Raw genomic sequence first — 17,133 nt, forward strand, 5'->3', positions numbered from 1 at the left:
CGCGTCGTTCACCCGTGTGCGTCGTTCACCCGTGTGCACTCGCACCGGAAGCCGCGCGCGTCGATCCTTCCTACGGTGTGACCATGAGTCAGTCACCCCGACACGGCACGGTGCCCTTCTGGACCCTGCTGCTGTCCTCCGTGGCCCTGGTGGTGGTCACCGCGTGCGGCGGCTCGTCGAACCCGCTGGCCGACGAGCCCTACGACGCCACGGACGTCGGCCTGGCCGGCGGCGCCGGGGACGGCCAGAAGGCGGATCCCGGCAGGCCCGTCGAGGTGACCGCCGAGGGCGGCGACCGCATCACGGACGTGACGGTCACGGACGCCTCCGGCCGGCGCGTCAAGGGCGACCTGGACGCCGACGGGTCCCGCTGGCGCAGCACCGGCGCCCTGTCCGCCGGGGTGCGCTACACCGTGCGCGTCAGCACGGAGGACGAGGACGGCGCCCAGGGGCGCCGGACGATGGATTTCGAGACCAGCCGGGCCAACCGGGTGCTCCGGGTCGCGTTCGGCCCGCAGAGCGGCACCTACGGCGTCGGGCAGCCCATCACCGCCGAGCTCAGCGAGCCCGTCCAGGACCCGGCCGCCCGCGCCGTCGTCGAACGCACCCTCAAGGTGGAGTCCGAACCCGCCGTCCAGGGCTCCTGGTACTGGGTGGACAACAAGACCCTCCACTACCGCCCGCAGGAGTACTGGCCCGCCCACGCCACCATCGACGTGCGCGCCACCCTGGAGGGCATCAAGGTCGGCAGCGGCCTCTACGGCGGCCCCGTCAAGGGCGTACGGATCACCACCGGCGACCGGGTGGAGGCCGTCACCGACGCCAGCGCCCACTACATGACCGTCCTCAAGAACGGCCAGGAGCTCCGCTCCATCCCCGTGACCACCGGCAAGCCCGGCTACGCCACCCGCAACGGGGTCAAGGTCGTCCTGGGCCAGGAAGCCTTCGTACGGATGCGCGGCACCAGCATCGGCATCTCCGAGGGCAGTTCGGACGCCTACGACCTGCCCGTCTACTGGGCCACCCGGGTCACGTGGAGCGGCGAATACGTCCACGCCGCCCCCTGGTCCGAGGGCTCGCAGGGGGCGGACAACGTCAGCCACGGCTGCACGGGCATGAGCACCGCCAACGCCAAGTGGTTCTTCGACAACGTGCGCGTCGGCGACATCGTCAAGGTCGTGGGCAGCGCCGGGGCCACCATGACGCCCTTCGACAACGGCTTCGGCGACTGGAACATGCCCTGGAAGCAGTGGCGCGAGGGCAGCGCCCTGACCGCCGGGAAACGCGAGGGCACCGGCCCGGCCGACACGGCCCGGCTGCGCCCCCGCCTCTAGCGCGGCGCGCCCGCGCCCGTCAGGCGTCCACCGCCTGCCGCTGCCTCAGCAGCCCCGCCAGCGCCCCCGCGAGGGCCACCGGGTCCACCGGATGGGTGACAGCCGCGTCGGCCCTGCTCCAGGTCGCCAGCCAGGCGTCCTGCGGGCGGCCGATGAGCAGCAGCACGGGCGGGCAGCGGAACACCTCGTCCTTCAGCTGCCTGCACACCCCCATGCCGCCCGCGGGCGCCGTCTCGCCGTCCAGGACGCACACGTCCACCCGGTGTTCCTTCAGGGTCCGCAGGACCGCCGGCAGGGTCGCGCACTCCAGATAGCGCACCTCCGGCACGTCGGCGGCCGGCCGCCGGCCCGCGGCCAGCCGCACCTGCTCCCGCTTGCTCGCGTCGTCGCTGTAGACCAGCACCGTGGCGGTCGTCCGCATCGTTCCTCCATGCTCGTGGGCAGGCAGGGCTGTTGTGCGCGGATGCTACTCCGCGAAGACCGCCCGGCAGGAGGGGCCGACGGCGCCCGCGAGGCGCCCGAAGTGCCGCTTCCTCCCTTTGGGGGACCGCCCCAATGGGCCATACGAGCTGGCCATACGGTCTTGACACACCGAACGGCACCCCCCGGGGTGAGCGCGAGATAAGCGACCGACATAATGTCGGTCGTGGCGACAGCAACAGCAACAGATACCGGGCACGCGCACCCGTCGGTCAATCGACCGAACCTCACCAGCGTCGGAACCATCATCTGGCTGAGTTCCGAGCTGATGTTCTTCGCGGCCCTCTTCGCGATGTACTTCACCCTGCGATCGGTGACAGGCCCCGACCACTGGAAGGAAATGGCGTCCGCGCTGAACCTTCCGTTCTCGGCCACCAACACCACGATCCTGGTGCTCTCCTCCCTCACCTGCCAGCTCGGCGTCTTCGCCGCCGAGCGCGGTGACGTGAAGAAGCTGCGCATGTGGTTCGTGATCACCTTCGTGATGGGTGCCATCTTCATCGGCGGCCAGGTCTACGAGTACACCGCCCTGGTCAAGGAAGAGGGCCTCTCCCTCTCCTCGGACCCGTACGGCTCGGTCTTCTACCTGACGACCGGCTTCCACGGCCTGCACGTGACGGGCGGTCTCATCGCCTTCCTGCTGGTCCTGGGCAGGACGTACGCGGCCAAGAGGTTCACCCACCACCAGGCGACGGCGGCCATCGTCGTGTCCTACTACTGGCACTTCGTCGACGTGGTGTGGATCGGCCTCTTCGCCACGATCTACTTGATCAAGTAATCGGTCCCGTCCCGCACCGGACCAACAGTCCAGATCGACGCAGAAGATCCTGACACCGGGGTAATCCGTGAAAAAGCTCTCCGCACGACGACGCCATCCGCTGGCGGCGGTCGTCGTCCTACTCTTCGCGCTGGCGGTAACTGGGGGGCTGTACGCCGCGTTCGCGCCGGCCGACACGGCCAAGGCCGATGACAGCGCCCAGTCCCTCGCCATCGAGGAGGGCAAGAAGCTCTACTCCGTGGGCTGCGCAAGCTGCCACGGCACCGGCGGTCAGGGCACCACCGACGGGCCGAGCCTGGTCGGCGTGGGCGCCGCCGCCGTCGACTTCCAGGTCGCCACCGGCCGTATGCCGCTCCAGCAGCAGGGCGCCCAGGCGCCCCGCAAGAAGGCGATCTACTCCCAGGCCGAGATCGACCAGCTGGCCGCGTACATCGCCTCCCTCGGCGCGGGCCCCGCCCAGCCGACCAAGAGCCAGTACAGCCCGGAGGGCGCCGACATCGCGAAGGGCGGCGAGCTCTTCCGCACGAACTGCGCCCAGTGCCACAACTTCACCGGCAAGGGCGGCGCGCTCTCCAACGGCAAGTACGCCCCGTCGCTCGAGGGCGTCAACCCGAAGCACATCTACGAGGCCATGCAGACGGGCCCGCAGAACATGCCTTCCTTCCCCGACACCACGATGTCGGAGAAGAACAAGAAGGACATCATCGCGTACCTCGACACGGTCAACAGCGACAAGACCAAGAGCCCGGGCGGTCTCGAGCTGGGCGGGCTCGGCCCGGTCAGCGAGGGTCTGTTCGCGTGGATCTTCGGTCTCGGCGCCCTGATCGCCGTCGCCATCTGGGTCGCGGCCCACACCGCTAAGGCCAAGAAGTCATGAGTAGCCAAGACATTCCTGAAGAGACCCTGCCCGCCGCGCAGGGCGACGCGCACGGTGCCGTAGCCACCGCCGACGACCCGTTCGCCGACCCGGGGCTGCCGCCGCACGAGCACCGCAAGCAGGACATCGACGAGCGGGCCGCCCAGCGCTCCGAGCGCGTGGTCGCGTTCCTGTTCACGCTGTCCATGCTGGCCACGGTCGGCTTCATCGCCGCCTACGTGTCCCTCCCGGTCGACAAGAGCATCTACGTCTTCCCGATCGGTCACATCAGCGCCCTGAACTTCGCGCTGGGCCTGACCCTCGGCGTGGCGCTGTTCTGCATCGGCGCGGGCGCGGTCCACTGGGCCCGCACCCTGATGTCCGACGTCGAGCACGCCGACGAGCGGCACCCGATCGAGGCCTCCCCGGAGGTCAAGGCCAAGGTGCTGGCCGACTTCAAGGCGGGCGCCGAGGAGTCGACCTTCGGCCGCCGCAAGCTGCTGCGCAACACCATGTTCGGCGCGCTGGCCCTGGTGCCGCTCTCCGGTGTGATGCTGCTCCGCGACCTCGGTCCGCTGCCCGGCACCAAGCTGCGCAAGACCGCCTGGTCCGAGGGCAAGATGCTCATCAACCAGAACACGCTGCAGCCGCTGCGCCCGGAGGACGTCCAGGTCGGCTCCCTCACCTTCGCCATGCCCGAGGGCATGTCCGAGGAGGACCACGACTTCCAGAAGGAGATCGCCAAGGCCGCCCTGATGATCGTCCGGCTCCGCCCGGAGAACATCAAGGACAAGAAGTCCCTGGACTGGTCCGCCGACGGCATCGTCGCGTACTCCAAGATCTGCACCCACGTCGGCTGCCCGATCAGCCTCTACGAGCAGCAGACGCACCACGTGCTGTGCCCGTGCCACCAGTCGACCTTCGACCTCTCCGACGGCGGTCGAGTGATCTTCGGCCCGGCCGGCCACGCCCTTCCGCAGCTGCGGATCAAGGTCAATGACAAGGGCTACCTTGAGGCCATGGGCGACTTCTCCGAGCCCGTCGGTCCTGCGTACTGGGAGCGCGGATGAGTACTGCCACCACTGACAACCGCCGCAAGGCACCCGCGGGCGAGCGGGTGGCCGACTGGGCCGACGGCCGACTGGGCATCTACAGCCTGGCCAAGGTCAACATGCGGAAGATCTTCCCGGACCACTGGTCCTTCATGCTGGGTGAGGTCTGCCTCTACAGCTTCATGATCATCATCCTCACGGGTGTGTATCTGACGCTGTTCTTCCACCCCAGCATGAACGAGGTCGTCTACCACGGCTCGTACGTCCCCATGCAGGGCATGCGGATGTCCGAGGCGTTCAAGTCGACCATGGACATCAGCTTCGACGTCCGCGGTGGTCTGCTCATCCGGCAGATCCACCACTGGGCGGCGCTCATCTTCGTCGCGGCCATGCTCGTGCACATGATGCGCGTCTTCTTCACCGGCGCGTTCCGCAAGCCGCGTGAGGTCAACTGGGTCTTCGGCTTCCTGCTGCTGGTCCTCGGCATGTTCACCGGTTTCACCGGTTACTCGCTGCCGGACGACCTGCTCTCGGGCACCGGTGTCCGGTTCATGGAGGGAGCGATCCTCTCCATCCCGATCGTCGGCACCTACGTCTCGATGTTCCTGTTCGGGGGCGAGTTCCCCGGCTCGGACTTCGTGCCGCGGTTCTTCTCGATCCACGTCCTGCTGCTGCCGGGCGTCATGCTCGGCCTGCTGGTGGCGCACCTGATCCTGGTCTTCTACCACAAGCACACCCAGTTCCCCGGCCCCGGCCGGACGAACAACAACGTGGTCGGCATGCCGCTGCTGCCGGTCTACATGGCCAAGGCCGGAGGCTTCTTCTTCCTGGTCTTCGGTGTGATCGCGGCCATCGCCGGCCTCGCGTCGATCAACCCGATCTGGGCCATGGGCCCGTACCGCCCGGACCAGGTGTCCACCGGCGCCCAGCCCGACTGGTACATGGGCTTCTCCGAGGGCCTCATCCGTGTGATGCCGGGCTGGGAGATCAACCTGTGGGGCCACACGCTCGTCCTGGGCGTGTTCATCCCGCTGATGATCTTCCCGCTGGTGCTGGCCGCCATCGCCGTCTACCCGTTCATCGAGTCCTGGGTCACCGGCGACAAGCGTGAGCACCACCTGCTGGACCGCCCGCGCAACGCCCCGACGCGCACCGCGTTCGGCGTCGCCTGGCTGACCTGGTACCTGGTGCTGCTGGTCGGTGGTGGAAACGACCTGTGGGCCACCCACTTCCACCTGTCGATCAACGCCATCACCTGGTTCGTCCGGATCGGCTTCTTCGTCGGCCCGGTCCTCGCCTTCATCGCCACGCGCCGGATCTGCATGGGTCTCCAGCGCCGCGACAAGGAGAAGGTGCTGCACGGCCGCGAGTCGGGCATCATCAAGCGCCTGCCGCACGGTGAGTTCGTCGAGGTCCACGAGCCGATCTCGCAGGAGCAGATGCACACCCTCACGGCGCACGAGCAGCCCAGGCCGCTCGAGCTGGAGCCGGAGGTCGACGAGAACGGCGTGGCCCGGAAGATCGGCGCCGGCCAGAAGCTCCGTGTGAAGCTCTCGAAGGGCTTCTACGGCGAGGGGACCCACATCCCCAAGGCCACCGCGGAGGAGTACCGGGAGATCACGAGCGGCCACGGCCACCACTGATCCCCGCAGCTGATCACTGATCGCCACGGCAAGAGCCCCGTCCAGTACTGGACGGGGCTCTTCGCCGTTCCCGGACGTGGATAGGCTGGACCGCGTAACGGGGCCCCCGACGGCCCCGACCAGGGACCGACCACCAGGAGTGTGGACCATGAACGTGACCCCCGCAGGCGGCGAGCGCTCGGTGGCCCACACCTGGCCGGGCCTCCTGGACGCCCTGCTGAGCGGAGTGGACCTCGGCGCCGACGACACGGCCTGGGCCATGGACCGGATCATGCGCGGGGAGGCCACCGACGCCCAGATCGCGGGCTTCGCCGTCGCCCTGCGGGCCAAGGGCGAGACGGTCGCCGAGATCTCCGGCCTGGTCCGGGCGATGTACCGGCACGCCAATCTCATCGAGGTGCCCGGCCCCAGTGTCGACATCGTGGGCACCGGCGGCGACGGCGCCAAGACCGTCAACATCTCCACCATGTCCTCGATCGTCGTCGCGGGCGCCGGGGCGAAGGTCGTCAAGCACGGCAACCGCGCCGCGTCCTCCGCGAGCGGCGCCTCGGACGTCCTGGAGAAGCTCGGGGTGAATCTGGAGCTGACCCCGCGCCGGGTGGTGGAGGTGGCCGAGGAGGCCGGCATCACCTTCTGCTTCGCGGTGAAGTTCCACCCCGCCCTGCGCTATGTGGCCCCCGCCCGCCGTGAGCTGGGCATCCGCACGACCTTCAACGTCCTGGGCCCGCTGACCAACCCCGCGCGGGTCAAGGCCCAGGCGACCGGCGTCGCGGACGCCCGGATGGCACCGATCCTGGCCGGGGTGCTGGCCGAACGCGGCTCGTCCGCACTGGTCTTCCGCGGCGACGACGGGCTCGACGAGCTCACCACGACGGCCACCTCGCGGGTGTGGATCGTGGGGGACGGCCAGGTGCGGGAGGAGTCGTTCGACCCCCGGGACGTGGGCGTCGACCTGGTGCCCATCGAGGCGCTGCGGGGCGCCGACGCCTCGTACAACGCCGATGTGGCCCGCCGGCTGTTCGCTGGGGAGACCGGCCCGGTCCGGGACGCGGTGCTGCTCAACTCCGCCGCCGCGCTGGCCGCCCTGACGCCGACGGACGCGCCGCTCACGGAGCGGATCCGGGCCGGGATGGCGCTGGCGGCCGAGTCCATCGACTCGGGCGCGGCCCGGCGGGTGCTGGAGAAGTGGGTGGAGGCCAGCAACCGCTGACTCTCCCCGCACAGGGCGCGGTCCGCATCGCGGACCGCGCCCTTGCGCATTCAAGATCCTGTGGCATGATGCTGCGCAGGTCACGAGTGACAGCGTTTCGGCCCCGGCTTGCTGTCCGGCAACCCTCCTTCCGTGGCGGGGTGCCCCGGGTGATGACCAGGCCGCAGGCAGACGCCTGTGGCAAGCGCGGATCCCTCGCCAGGGATCCTGGTTGTCGAGGGAGACCCTTCCGTGTTGCAGCGAATGCGATAGGGCCTACGGCCCCGTTTCCGGTAATCCCGCGTACGCCCTCGTGCGGCGTGCGCGTGCTGTCCTCCATCACCCCTGCCGGGAGAATTCGCCATGTCCGCATGCCCTGTTGCCCCTGTTGTCACTACCGCCGAGCCGCTGCCCGTTCTCGGTCACGACGTCCGCGCACCGCTCGTCACCGGGGGCGAGGTGACGTACGCGGCGCTCGACTACGCCGCCAGCGCACCGGCGTTGCGGCGGGTGTGGGACGACGTCGCCGCCTACGCGCCGTACTACGGCAGCGTCCACCGGGGCGCCGGGTACCTCTCACAGCTGTCGACCGACCTGTTCGAGGGATGCCGGGCCACCGTCGCCGGCTTCCTCGGCTGCCGCGAGGGCGACCAGGTGGTCTTCACCCGTTCCACCACGGACTCGCTCAACCTGCTGGCGTCCGTACTGCCCGCCGGCTGCCGGGTGTTCGTCTTCGAGACCGAGCACCACGCGGCCCTGCTGCCCTGGCGGGACGCCGAGGTCACCTACCTCGACGCCCCGCGTTCGCCGGGGGAGGCCGTCGAGACGCTGGAGCGGGCGCTCGCCGATCGAGAGCCCTACGGCCCGGCGCTGGTCTGCGTGACCGGCGCGTCCAATGTGACCGGCGAGCTGTGGCCGGTACGGGAGCTGGCGGCGGCCGCGCACGCGCACGGCGCGCGCATCGTGCTGGACGCCGCCCAGTTGGCTCCGCACCACCCCGTAGACGTCGCCGGGTGGGACGTCGACTGGGTCGCCTTCTCCGGGCACAAGCTGTACGCGCCGTTCGGCGCCGGCGTCCTCGCCGGGCGGGCCGACTGGCTGCGGGAGGCCGAGCCGTATCTGGCGGGCGGCGGCGCCAGCCGCAGGGTGGCACGCGACGCCGAGGGCGGCGTCGAGGTCGAGTGGCACGACACCGTGGCCCGGCACGAGGCCGGTTCGCCCAACGTCATCGGGGCCTACGCCATCGCCGCCGCCTGCAAGGCGCTCCAGGAGACCGGCTTCGACCGGCTGGTGGAGCGCGAACGGGAGCTGATCGCGCGGGTGCGGGGCGGGCTGGCGGACGTCCCGGGGGTGCGGGTGCTGTCGCTGTTCGGCGCGGACGCCCCGCGTGTGGGCGTCCTGTCCTTCGTCGTGGACGGCTGGAACAGCTCCCACTTCGCGGCGGCGCTCTCCGCGGAGTATGGGATCGGGGTGCGGGATGGGCTTTTCTGCGCGCATCCGCTCGTCCGCGTCCTGCTGGACGGCGATCAGGGGGTGTCCGGCGAGTGCGGGCCGTCCGACGGGCGGTCGCTGAATGCCATTCGGGTGAGCTTCGGGGCCGGTACGCCCGATGAGCACGTCGAGCGGTTCGTGCGGGCCGTACGGGAGCTTGTCACCGAGGGGGCTCGGTGGGAGTACCGCACCGAGGGTGGGCGGTGCGTTGCGGCTCAGCCGCGGGCCGGTTTGGGCTGAGCGCGCCCACGCGGCGGCAGCCGCATATCGACGCTGCGCCGCGCCCCTGCGGGGCCCGGCTAGTTGTCGAGGCCGATCGCGAAGGCCGCTTCCAGGTCGTGCTGGGAGTACGTGCGGAACGCGATGTGGGTCTCCGTCGAGGCCACGCCCGGGACCTTGCTGATGCGGCCCGGGATGAGGTCCGCGAGGTCGTCGTGCCGGGCCACGCGGACCATCGCGATCAGATCGGCCCCACCGGTGACCGAGTAGACCTCGCTCACGCCCTCGATGGCGGCGATGTTCTCGGCGATCTCGGGAATCCGGTCCACGTCGGTCTTGATGAGCACGATCGAAGTGATCACGTCGGTTTGTCTCCTTCGGTGGACCTGGCTGCGCCCTTCACTCTAGCCGCAGGTGTGCGAAGGCCCCAGGCGTAGCCGAATCCGAGTGCGAATCCCACGACGTGGGCCAGATAGGCGACCCCGGGGCGCCCGGCGTCCGTCCCCGTCGCCAGCCACTGGAGTGCGAACCAGAACAGCAGTACGGCCCAGGCGGGGAAGCGCAGCGGCAGGAAGAACAGGAACGGGAAGAGGCTGGTGACCCGCGCCCTGGGGAAGAGATAGAGGAACGCGCCGAGCACCCCGGAGATGGCTCCCGACGCGCCCACGAGCGTGCGTTCGGAGTGGGCGTGCACGGCGGCGTAGCCGAAGAGGGCGAGATAGCCGGTGAGGAGGTAGCAGCAGAGGAACGCGGCACGGCCCAGGTGGGCCTCGGTCATGGCGCCGAAGACGTAGAGGAAGAGCATGTTGCCCAGCAGATGCAGCCAGTTCCCGTGCACGAAGAGCGCGGTGAGCGGGGTGCACAGAGCCCAGGGCGAGCCGTGGATCAGCTCCTGCGGCACGACCCCCCAGTGCGCGAAGTAGTCGGTCTGGGCGGCCAGCAGTCCGGGTCCGGTGCCGTAGACCGGATTCAGGCCGGAGACGGGGCCGATCAGGAAGACCGCGCCGCAGACGGCCAGGATCGTCCAGGTCACCCAGGGGGTGTCCGGGTGGCCCGGGCGCCCTGCCGTTTCGATCATGGCCAGATCATGGCGTACCGGGCGCAACCCGTGCAGAGCGCCTCGCCGGGCCGTCCGTGCGGGCCGCACGCCCCGCGTCCGGCGACCGGCAGGCCGTAGGGTTACGGGGAGCACCCCGCGGACCACAGACGAGGACGGACGACACGATGGGCGTTGTTCCCCAGCCGACAGCCGGGAACCGGTGGCGCTGCACCCTGTGCGGCAACCTCACGCGTTTCGACGTCACGCGGACGACCAAAGCCGTGGAGTTCGTGCACCTCGACCTGGCGGGGGAGCCCGCGGTGGAGGAGCGCGAGATCGTCAGTGAGACGATCGAGTCCGTGCGTTGCCGCTGGTGCAACGCCGTCGACCAGATCGAGCTGGTGGCCCGGCCGGGCGCCGATGCCTGACGAACGGGAGCGATAAGCGGTGGTGGAGCACACGGACGGCGTGGAGGCGGCCGGTGACGCCGGCGGGGCCGACGACGGCGTCAGCGAGGTGCTCGACCGCCCCCTGCCCGAAGGCATCCGGCGGCGGGTCATCGGGCTCGTCGCGGAGGCGTTCGGCGGACTGACGGTCGCGGAACTGCCCGCCCAGTTGCGGCAGTACGCCCGGTTCACCCCGTCCCGCCGGGCCAAGTTCGCGGGGAACGCCATGGCCGCGGCCGTGGAGAGCGACTCGGCCTTCCGGCAGCGGATCTCCGCGCGGCTGCGGGAGACCGGTTCCGAGCTGGCGGAGGCCCTGGAGGCCGGTTCGCCGCCGGCGGCCGCCGATCCGGAGGACGTGGCCGCCATGGCGTTCGTGCTGCGGCCGGCCGGCTGGGTCAAGCTGGTCACGGCGGCGGGCGAGGAGGCGGCCCGGGCGAGCGCCGAACGGGCCGACGAGGAGGCCCGGCACGAGCTGACGCGGCTGCGCGAGGAGCTGGCGGCGGCACGGGCGGAGGCGAAGGCCGAGGCCGACCGGGTCCGTGCCGAGCTGGAGACCGTCCGGCGGGACGCCGAGTCGTTGCACCGCAAGCTGCGCAGCGCGCAGAGCGATGTGCGGCGCGGCGAGGCGGCGCTGCGCAAGGCCCAGGGCGAGCTGGAGGCGTTGCGCGCCGAGGCCGCCGCCGAGAAGGCGGCGGCGCAGGGCGAGGCGCGCCGGGCCAAGGCCCGGCTCGCGGAGGCCGAGGCGGCCCTGGAGGCGAGCCGCCGGGCGACGCGCGAGGGCCGCAGCGTGGAGGACGTCCGGCTGCGGCTGCTGCTGGACACCGTGCTGGACGCGGCGCAGGGGCTGCGCCGCGAGCTGGCGCTGCCGCCGGTCTCGGTGCCGCCGGCGGACACGGTGGACGCGGTGCGGCCGGGCACGATGACGCCCCGGGACATCGCGACGCGGGCGCTGTCGGAGACCGATCCGGCACTGCTGGACCAGTTGCTGGCGCTGCCTCAGACGCATCTGCTCGTCGACGGCTACAACGTCACCAAGACCGGCTATCCGACGATGCCGCTGGACAAGCAGCGGCTGCGGCTGCTGGGCGGGCTGGCGATGCTGGCCGCGCAGAGCGGCGCCGAGGTCACGTGCGTCTTCGACGGCGCGGAGCTGGCCGCCCCGGTGCTGCTGGCGCCGCCGCGCGGGGTGCGGGTGCTGTTCAGCAAGCCGGGTGTGACGGCGGACGAGCTGATCCGTCAGCTCGTGCGGGCCGAGCCGCCGGGCCGGCCGGTCGTCGTGGTCTCCACGGACCGCGAGGTGGCGGACGGGGTGGCCAAGGCGGGGGCGCGGCCCGTGGCATCGGCCTTGTTGCTCAAGCGACTTGCCCGCACCTGACCGTCCGCGCAGCTGACCGTCAAGCGGTCATTACCGACTGTGTCAGGTTGGTAAAGGATGTACCGCTGACAAAGATTTTTCGCAAGAAAATTTGAACGGTGGCGACGGTGGTCACTAGGGTCATGCCTCGAACCTTCATTCGCGGAATCACCCGTTCGGGGTGTGCGGTGAAGGTCCCGCCGCGCCCCAGGACTTCGCGCGGCGGGCGGCCCAGAGTAGAAGGAGCTCGTCTCCGTGGCGTCCCACCGTCGTCCCAAGAAGCCGAGCCGCACTCGGGCCACCGTGCTGACCGCGACCGCGGCCATGGCCGTCGCCCTCTCGGCGCAGGCCGCGCACGCCGACACCAAGCTGTCGAAGTCCGAGGCCAAGGACCAGGTCGACAAGCTCTACGAAGAGGCCGAGCAGGCCACCGAGAAGTACAACGGGGCCAAGGAGCAGCACGACAAGCTGGAGAAGCAGGTCAGTGAGCTCCAGGACAAGGTCGCGCGCGGCCAGGACGAGTTCAACCGGATGCGCGGCGCCCTCGGCCTGATAGCCACCTCGCAGTACCGCACCGGCTCGATCGACCCCACGCTCCAGCTGCTGCTCACCTCGGACCCCGACACCTACCTGGACCGGGCCTCCAGGCTCAGCCAGCTGAGCGCCAAGCAGGCCGACACGCTCCGGCTGATGGCCGCCAAGCAGCGGACCCTCAAGCAGGAGCGCGCGGCCGCCTCCTCCAAGCTCGCGGACCTGGAGTCCACCCGCAAGGCCGTGGAGCAGCACAAGGACGAGGTCCAGGGCAAGCTGGCCGACGCCCAGAAGGTGCTCAACCAGTTCTCCGAGAAGGAGCGCGCGGAGATCACCGGCGGGGACCAGAAGGGCGCCTCCGGAAGCAAGGCCGACAGCGGCAAGAGCGGTGGCGACAGCGGCCGCGCCAGCCGCTCCGACAGCCGCCCCAACATCCCCGCGGGCTCCGGCCACGCCGCCGCCGCTCTGGCCTACGCGCAGAGCCAGGAGGGCAAGCCCTACGAGTACGGCGCGACCGGAATGTCCACCTGGGACTGCTCCGGCCTCACCCAGTGGGCCTACGGCCAGGCCGGCGTCTCCCTCCCGCGCATCTCCCAGGACCAGGCCAACGCCGGCACCCGGATCTACGACCAGAGCCAGCTCAAGCCCGGCGACCTGGTCATCTTCTACGGCGACCAGCACCACGTCGGCCTCTACGCGGGCAACGGCCAGGTCTTCCACGCCCCCCGCACCGGCGCCTACGTGCGCTACGAGGCGATGAGCAACATGCCCTTCCAGTTCGGCGTGCGCGTCGGCTGATCGGGTTAACACCTCTGCTGAACCTCTGCCGTTCATCACTTCCGCCGCGCCATGCCGCCCTTTCGGGCGAATCGCGACTACGGCAAGTGACACCGCGCCCCGCCGATGACCTGCGTCTGTCGGCGGGGCGCCGTTTTTGCCGCCCGCGAGGTCTTTGAACCCGGGGTGAGCGCGCCGCTACTGTCTGGCGCGCGGTGCCCGGCCGTCGTCCGCCCGTCGACCGGGCGGCAGGGTCCGCACACAGTGGAAGGGAGTGCGGCACCCCGTGGCGTCCCATCGCCGTTCGCAGTCCGGTCTCACCCAGAGTGTCCGGGTCACCGTCCTGTCCGCCGCCATGGCCACCGCCGCGGCCGCCTTCTCGGCGGCCCCCGCGCTCGCCCGGCCCGGTGACCCCGCCGACGACTCCAAGACCTCGGGGACGGTGAAGGCGCGGCTCGACCAGCTCTACGAGCAGGCCGAGCAGGCCACGGAGAAGTTCAACGCGGCGGGGGAGCGCGCCGACGCCCTGCGCGAGCGCGTGGAACAGGTCGCCGACCGCGTCGCGCGCGGCCAGGAGAAGGTCAACCGGATGCGCGACGCCCTCGGCCTGATCGCCACCGCCCAGTACCGCCACGGCGCCGTCGACCCCGCCATCGAGCTCATCCTCTCCTCGGACCCCGACGGCTACCTCGACAAGGCCGCCACCCTCGACCGCGTCACGGGCCGTCAGGCCGGGCAGCTGCGCGCCCTGCTGGCCGCCCAGCGCACCCTGCGCCAGGAGCGCCAGGAGGCCGCCCGCACCCTCGCCGAGCTGGAGGACAGCCGCCGGGCGGTCGAGCAGCACAAACGGGAGGTCGAGGACAAGCTCGCCTCCGCCCGCCGGCTGCTCAACTCCCTGCCGGACGCCGCCCGCGAGGAGTACGCCCGCGCCTCGCGCTCCGAGGAGCGCTCGGGCGGCCCGCTGCGGGCCGCCGCGGCCGCTCTGCCCTCCTTCGGCGACGTCTCCGCGGCCGTCGGCTCCGGCCGGGGCCTCGCCGCGGCCATGGCCGTCCGGCAGGCCGTCGGCTCGCCCTACGCCTGGGGCGCCACCGGGCCGGGCGCCTTCGACTGCTCCGGGCTGATGCAGTGGGCGTACGGCCGGGCCGGAGTGGGCCTGCCGCGCACCTCGCAGGCGCAGCGCAACGCCGGGCGGCACGTCTCGCTCTCCGAGGCCCGCCCCGGCGACCTGGTGATCTACCGCGACGACGCCAGCCACGTGGGGATGTACGTGGGCAATGGCCAGGTCGTCCACGCCCCCTACCCGGGGGCGCGGGTGCGCTACGACCGGGCCGACATGATGCCCATCTCGTCCGTCACCCGTCCCTGACGGCGGCCGCCCGCACGGTGCGTACGATGCGGGGGTGACGGACGGTGACGGCAGCGGCAATACGGGGATCGGGCGGCGGGCGGTGTGCGCGCTGGGCGTCGCCGGGCTGCTCGGGCTCTCCGGCTGTGGGCCCGCCGCGACGCCCGAGCCGGACGAGGCGTCCGTGCGGCGGCTGCTCGACCGGTGGGCGGCGGCGGTGCGGCAGCGGGACGAGGCCGCCTACCTGGCCGTCATCGACCCCGCCGCCGACGGCTACCGCGCCGAGCGCCGCATGGTCCTCGCCAACCTCGCCGCCGTGCCGCTGGCCTCCTGGGAGTACCGGCTGGTGCGGCTCGCGCGCGGCGCCGTCGCCGAGGCCGAGCTGCGCTACCGGCTCGCCGGCCACGACGCGGCCCCCGTCACCGCCCCGCTCCGGCTGACGCTCACGCGGCGGGACGGCCGCTGGTACGTGGCCGGGCAGGAGGCCCGGCACCCGGCGGGGCAGCTGTGGGAGCAGGGCCGGGTCACGGCCGTCCGGGGCGGGCACAGCCTCGTCCTGGGCGTGGGCCAGGACGAGTCCCTGCTGCGCGCGGTGGCCGGCCTCGCGGACGCGGCGGTACCGGCGGTGGACGCGGCGTGGGGCGGGCGCTGGGCCCGCCACGTCGTGGTCGAGGTGCCCGCTTCGCTGGAGCGGATGGGCGCCCTCTTGGAGACGCCGGCCGCGAACTACCGGGGCATGGCGGCCGTGGCCACGGGTGACCGGGTCGTCGTCAATCCCGAGGCGTACGGGGAGCTCGCCGACTTCGGGCGGCGGATCGTGTTCACGCACGAGACGACGCACGTCGCGACGCGGGCGGTGACGACGGCGGCCACGCCGAAGTGGCTCTCCGAGGGCTTCGCCGACTGGGCCGCGTACCGGGGCACGGACCGCACGGCCCGGCAGGCCGCGCCCGAGCTGGCCGCGTCCGTCGACGCGGGCGACCTGCCGTCGGGGCTTCCCGCCGCCGACGACTTCGCCTTCACGGGCGGGGCGGGGCGCTTGGCACGCGCCTACGAGGGCGGCTGGCTGGCCTGCCGCCTGATCGCGGAGGGGTGGGGGGAGGGGACGCTCAGGGCGTTCTACCGGGAGGGGAGGGATGGGTTCCGGGGAGTGCTCGGGATCAGTCCCGAGGACTTCACGACGAGGTGGCGGTCGTACGTGGCGGGGGCCTTTTGACGGTCGGCCCGCGTTGTGGGCAGGCGTTCCGCGGGGCTGGGGGCACCTCCCAGCGGTAGCTGGGGGAGGGTGGGCACAACGCGACCACCGGCCCGCACCCGGCCACGGCCTACCCCGGCACCAGCGCCGACTCCCGTTCGGCCGGAGGATCCGGCTCCCCCTGCGGCAGGTGGCCCTCGGTAACCGTCTCGCGCCACAGCCGCGAACACGCCACCACCGTCGCCGCCACCAGCAACCCGTTGCGCAACGTCAGCGTCGCCACCCCCAACTTGTCGCTCGCGACCACGTGCGAGAACCAGATGGGAAACTCCAGCTGCGTCAGCGGCGCGGCCATCAGCACCAGCAGGATCGGCAGCCGCTGCCGCGGCGTCCCCATCGTGACGCAGACCGCCGCCAGGCCGATCAGCCAGATCATGTACTGGGGGCTGATCACCCGGCTCGTCGTGGTGAAGAGCAGCACCGCCGCGAACGCCGCGTCGTACGGCGTCGTCGGCGTGAAGCGGCGGGCCCGCAGCCGCCACAGCAGCAGCCAGCCGAACGCCAGCACGCTCAGCCCCAGCGCCAGCGCGCTCACCGCGTGGACGTGCCGGCCGAGGAATTCCACCGAGCCGTAGTTGAGGCGCGCCTTGCCGTGCCAGCCGATGTGCCGGGCCAGGTGGAAGACCAGCGACCCCAGGGACTCCACCTCGGTGCCCCGGTCGCGTTGGAAGGTCAGGAACGCCAGCGCCCCCGGCATCGCGGCCGTGAAGAACATGCCCAGCACCCCCGCCGTCACCAGCGCCGCGCTCCAGACGGACCGGGTGGCGCGCCCGCGCGGGGTGCCGATGACCAGCAGGACCGGCCAGATCTTGAGCAGCGCGCCGAAGCCCGTCAGGGCCCCCGCCAGCCGGGTGCGGCGGCCCACCGTCAGCAGCGCGGCGACGGCGACGGCGGTGACCATCACGTCGTAGCGGGCGTAGACGATCGGCCCGAGCAGCGGGACGCCCGTCACCCACACCCAGACGCCCAGCGGTCCGCGCCGGCCGTCGCGCGCCGCGTACAGCAGCATCCCCATGACGGCCGCGTCGGCCGCGAGGCAGAGGACGAAGAACGCCGGCGCGTAGTTGAGGAACGGCAGCAGCCCGGGGGCGAGCACGGCCAGCGCGGCGGCCGGCGGGTACTGCCAGGTCACGTCGTCGTACGGGAAGATGCCGCTGCGCAGGACGCCGTACCAGCCCTGGTAGATCACCTCGATGTCGACGGACACGTCCGAGCCGGGCATGTCCCACACCCGGAACACGCACATCATCAGAACGGCCCGGGTGACGGCCCACACCCCGATCGAGAGCCGCAGACCAGTGCCCGCCACCATCACTTCACCTCATCCCGCCGTAGGCATGTGGT

16 protein-coding genes and 1 riboswitch are annotated in these 17,133 nt (G+C 71.5%); of the genes, 12 read left to right on the plus strand and 4 right to left on the minus strand.

Features of this window, described 5'->3' with window-relative positions:
- Positions 1–83 precede the first annotated feature (83 nt).
- Positions 84–1,334, plus strand: a complete 1,251-nt coding sequence (locus ACX9I7_RS08070; RefSeq protein ID WP_387574349.1) for a L,D-transpeptidase — start codon at positions 84–86, stop codon at positions 1,332–1,334.
- A gap of 19 nt (positions 1,335–1,353) precedes the next feature.
- On the opposite strand, the gene ACX9I7_RS08075 is transcribed toward ACX9I7_RS08070, so the two are convergent.
- Positions 1,354–1,755: a hypothetical protein gene (locus ACX9I7_RS08075; protein ID WP_387574347.1), complete on the minus strand. Its 402-nt coding sequence runs from the start codon at positions 1,753–1,755 to the stop codon at positions 1,354–1,356.
- A gap of 216 nt (positions 1,756–1,971) precedes the next feature.
- Here ACX9I7_RS08075 and ctaE point away from each other — a divergent pair, with 216 nt between their 5' ends.
- From ctaE to ACX9I7_RS08105, 6 genes are all read left to right on the plus strand, one after another.
- Entirely contained in the window at positions 1,972–2,592 is a 621-nt protein-coding gene (gene ctaE, locus ACX9I7_RS08080) for an aa3-type cytochrome oxidase subunit III (protein ID WP_126913787.1), read from the plus strand.
- A gap of 67 nt (positions 2,593–2,659) precedes the next feature.
- A complete protein-coding gene (gene qcrC / locus ACX9I7_RS08085; RefSeq protein WP_126913786.1) occupies positions 2,660–3,469 on the plus strand; it encodes a cytochrome bc1 complex diheme cytochrome c subunit in 810 nt (269 codons plus the stop codon).
- The gene (qcrA, locus tag ACX9I7_RS08090; protein ID WP_386730418.1) at positions 3,466–4,518 is read left to right on the plus strand and encodes a cytochrome bc1 complex Rieske iron-sulfur subunit; all 1,053 of its coding nucleotides are present in this window, start codon (positions 3,466–3,468) and stop codon (positions 4,516–4,518) included. Before qcrC ends, qcrA begins: the two co-directional genes overlap by 4 nt.
- Complete coding sequence (qcrB, locus tag ACX9I7_RS08095; protein ID WP_387574344.1) at positions 4,515–6,143, plus strand: cytochrome bc1 complex cytochrome b subunit; 1,629 nt, start codon at positions 4,515–4,517, stop codon at positions 6,141–6,143. The genes qcrA and qcrB overlap by 4 nt, the downstream gene beginning before the upstream one ends.
- 148 nt (positions 6,144–6,291) lie before the next feature.
- Positions 6,292–7,353, plus strand: coding sequence for an anthranilate phosphoribosyltransferase (trpD, locus tag ACX9I7_RS08100; RefSeq protein WP_459386911.1), 1,062 nt, complete (start codon positions 6,292–6,294; stop codon positions 7,351–7,353).
- Between the two features lie 78 nt (positions 7,354–7,431).
- Positions 7,432–7,546: riboswitch (SAM riboswitch) on the plus strand.
- Positions 7,547–7,695: 149 nt separating this feature from the next.
- Positions 7,696–9,063 (plus strand): aminotransferase class V-fold PLP-dependent enzyme, encoded by a 1,368-nt coding sequence (locus ACX9I7_RS08105; protein ID WP_459386912.1) that lies wholly within the window; start codon positions 7,696–7,698, stop codon positions 9,061–9,063.
- 59 nt (positions 9,064–9,122) lie between these two features.
- Here the strand turns inward: ACX9I7_RS08105 and ACX9I7_RS08110 are convergent, their stop codons facing one another.
- Together ACX9I7_RS08110 and ACX9I7_RS08115 are read right to left on the minus strand one after the other, a co-directional pair.
- A complete protein-coding gene (locus ACX9I7_RS08110; RefSeq protein ID WP_126913781.1) occupies positions 9,123–9,404 on the minus strand; it encodes an Lrp/AsnC ligand binding domain-containing protein in 282 nt (93 codons plus the stop codon).
- The gene (locus tag ACX9I7_RS08115; RefSeq protein ID WP_387574338.1) at positions 9,401–10,120 is read right to left on the minus strand and encodes a rhomboid family intramembrane serine protease; all 720 of its coding nucleotides are present in this window, start codon (positions 10,118–10,120) and stop codon (positions 9,401–9,403) included. The genes ACX9I7_RS08110 and ACX9I7_RS08115 overlap by 4 nt, the downstream gene beginning before the upstream one ends.
- Positions 10,121–10,266: 146 nt before the next feature.
- Between ACX9I7_RS08115 and ACX9I7_RS08120 the strand changes: the two genes are divergently transcribed.
- The 5 genes from ACX9I7_RS08120 to ACX9I7_RS08140 all read left to right on the plus strand — a co-directional run bounded on the left by ACX9I7_RS08120 (position 10,267) and on the right by ACX9I7_RS08140 (position 15,750).
- A complete protein-coding gene (locus ACX9I7_RS08120) occupies positions 10,267–10,509 on the plus strand; it encodes a hypothetical protein (RefSeq protein ID WP_126913779.1) in 243 nt (80 codons plus the stop codon).
- 22 nt (positions 10,510–10,531) lie between these two features.
- Entirely contained in the window at positions 10,532–11,902 is a 1,371-nt protein-coding gene (locus ACX9I7_RS08125) for an NYN domain-containing protein (protein ID WP_358626438.1), read from the plus strand.
- A gap of 234 nt (positions 11,903–12,136) precedes the next feature.
- Positions 12,137–13,210 (plus strand): C40 family peptidase, encoded by a 1,074-nt coding sequence (locus ACX9I7_RS08130; protein WP_387574335.1) that lies wholly within the window; start codon positions 12,137–12,139, stop codon positions 13,208–13,210.
- Positions 13,211–13,475: 265 nt separating this feature from the next.
- Positions 13,476–14,555, plus strand: coding sequence for a C40 family peptidase (locus tag ACX9I7_RS08135; protein WP_459386913.1), 1,080 nt, complete (start codon positions 13,476–13,478; stop codon positions 14,553–14,555).
- Positions 14,556–14,589: 34 nt separating this feature from the next.
- Positions 14,590–15,750, plus strand: a complete 1,161-nt coding sequence (locus ACX9I7_RS08140) for a Cif family virulence factor (RefSeq protein ID WP_459386914.1) — start codon at positions 14,590–14,592, stop codon at positions 15,748–15,750.
- A 109-nt stretch (positions 15,751–15,859) separates the two neighbouring features.
- On the opposite strand, the gene ACX9I7_RS08145 is transcribed toward ACX9I7_RS08140, so the two are convergent.
- The gene (locus ACX9I7_RS08145; RefSeq protein ID WP_387574331.1) at positions 15,860–17,101 is read right to left on the minus strand and encodes a glycosyltransferase 87 family protein; all 1,242 of its coding nucleotides are present in this window, start codon (positions 17,099–17,101) and stop codon (positions 15,860–15,862) included.
- Positions 17,102–17,133 lie beyond the last annotated feature (32 nt).

The organism is Streptomyces sp. L500 (assembly GCF_054551825.1).

Bases quoted from the DNA above. Each gene is read 5' to 3' on its own strand.
- ACX9I7_RS08105 (WP_459386912.1), top strand. From the start codon at position 7,696: ATGTCCGCATGCCCTGTTGCCCCTGTTGTCACTACCGCCGAGCCGCTG.
- trpD (WP_459386911.1), top strand. From the start codon at position 6,292: ATGAACGTGACCCCCGCAGGCGGCGAGCGCTCGGTGGCCCACACCTGG.
- ACX9I7_RS08145 (WP_387574331.1), bottom strand. From the start codon at position 17,101: ATGGTGGCGGGCACTGGTCTGCGGCTCTCGATCGGGGTGTGGGCCGTC.
- ACX9I7_RS08075 (WP_387574347.1), bottom strand. From the start codon at position 1,755: ATGCGGACGACCGCCACGGTGCTGGTCTACAGCGACGACGCGAGCAAG.
- ACX9I7_RS08070 (WP_387574349.1), top strand. From the start codon at position 84: ATGAGTCAGTCACCCCGACACGGCACGGTGCCCTTCTGGACCCTGCTG.
- qcrB (WP_387574344.1), top strand. From the start codon at position 4,515: ATGAGTACTGCCACCACTGACAACCGCCGCAAGGCACCCGCGGGCGAG.
- ACX9I7_RS08120 (WP_126913779.1), top strand. From the start codon at position 10,267: ATGGGCGTTGTTCCCCAGCCGACAGCCGGGAACCGGTGGCGCTGCACC.
- qcrA (WP_386730418.1), top strand. From the start codon at position 3,466: ATGAGTAGCCAAGACATTCCTGAAGAGACCCTGCCCGCCGCGCAGGGC.
- ctaE (WP_126913787.1), top strand. From the start codon at position 1,972: ATGTCGGTCGTGGCGACAGCAACAGCAACAGATACCGGGCACGCGCAC.
- ACX9I7_RS08115 (WP_387574338.1), bottom strand. From the start codon at position 10,120: ATGATCGAAACGGCAGGGCGCCCGGGCCACCCGGACACCCCCTGGGTG.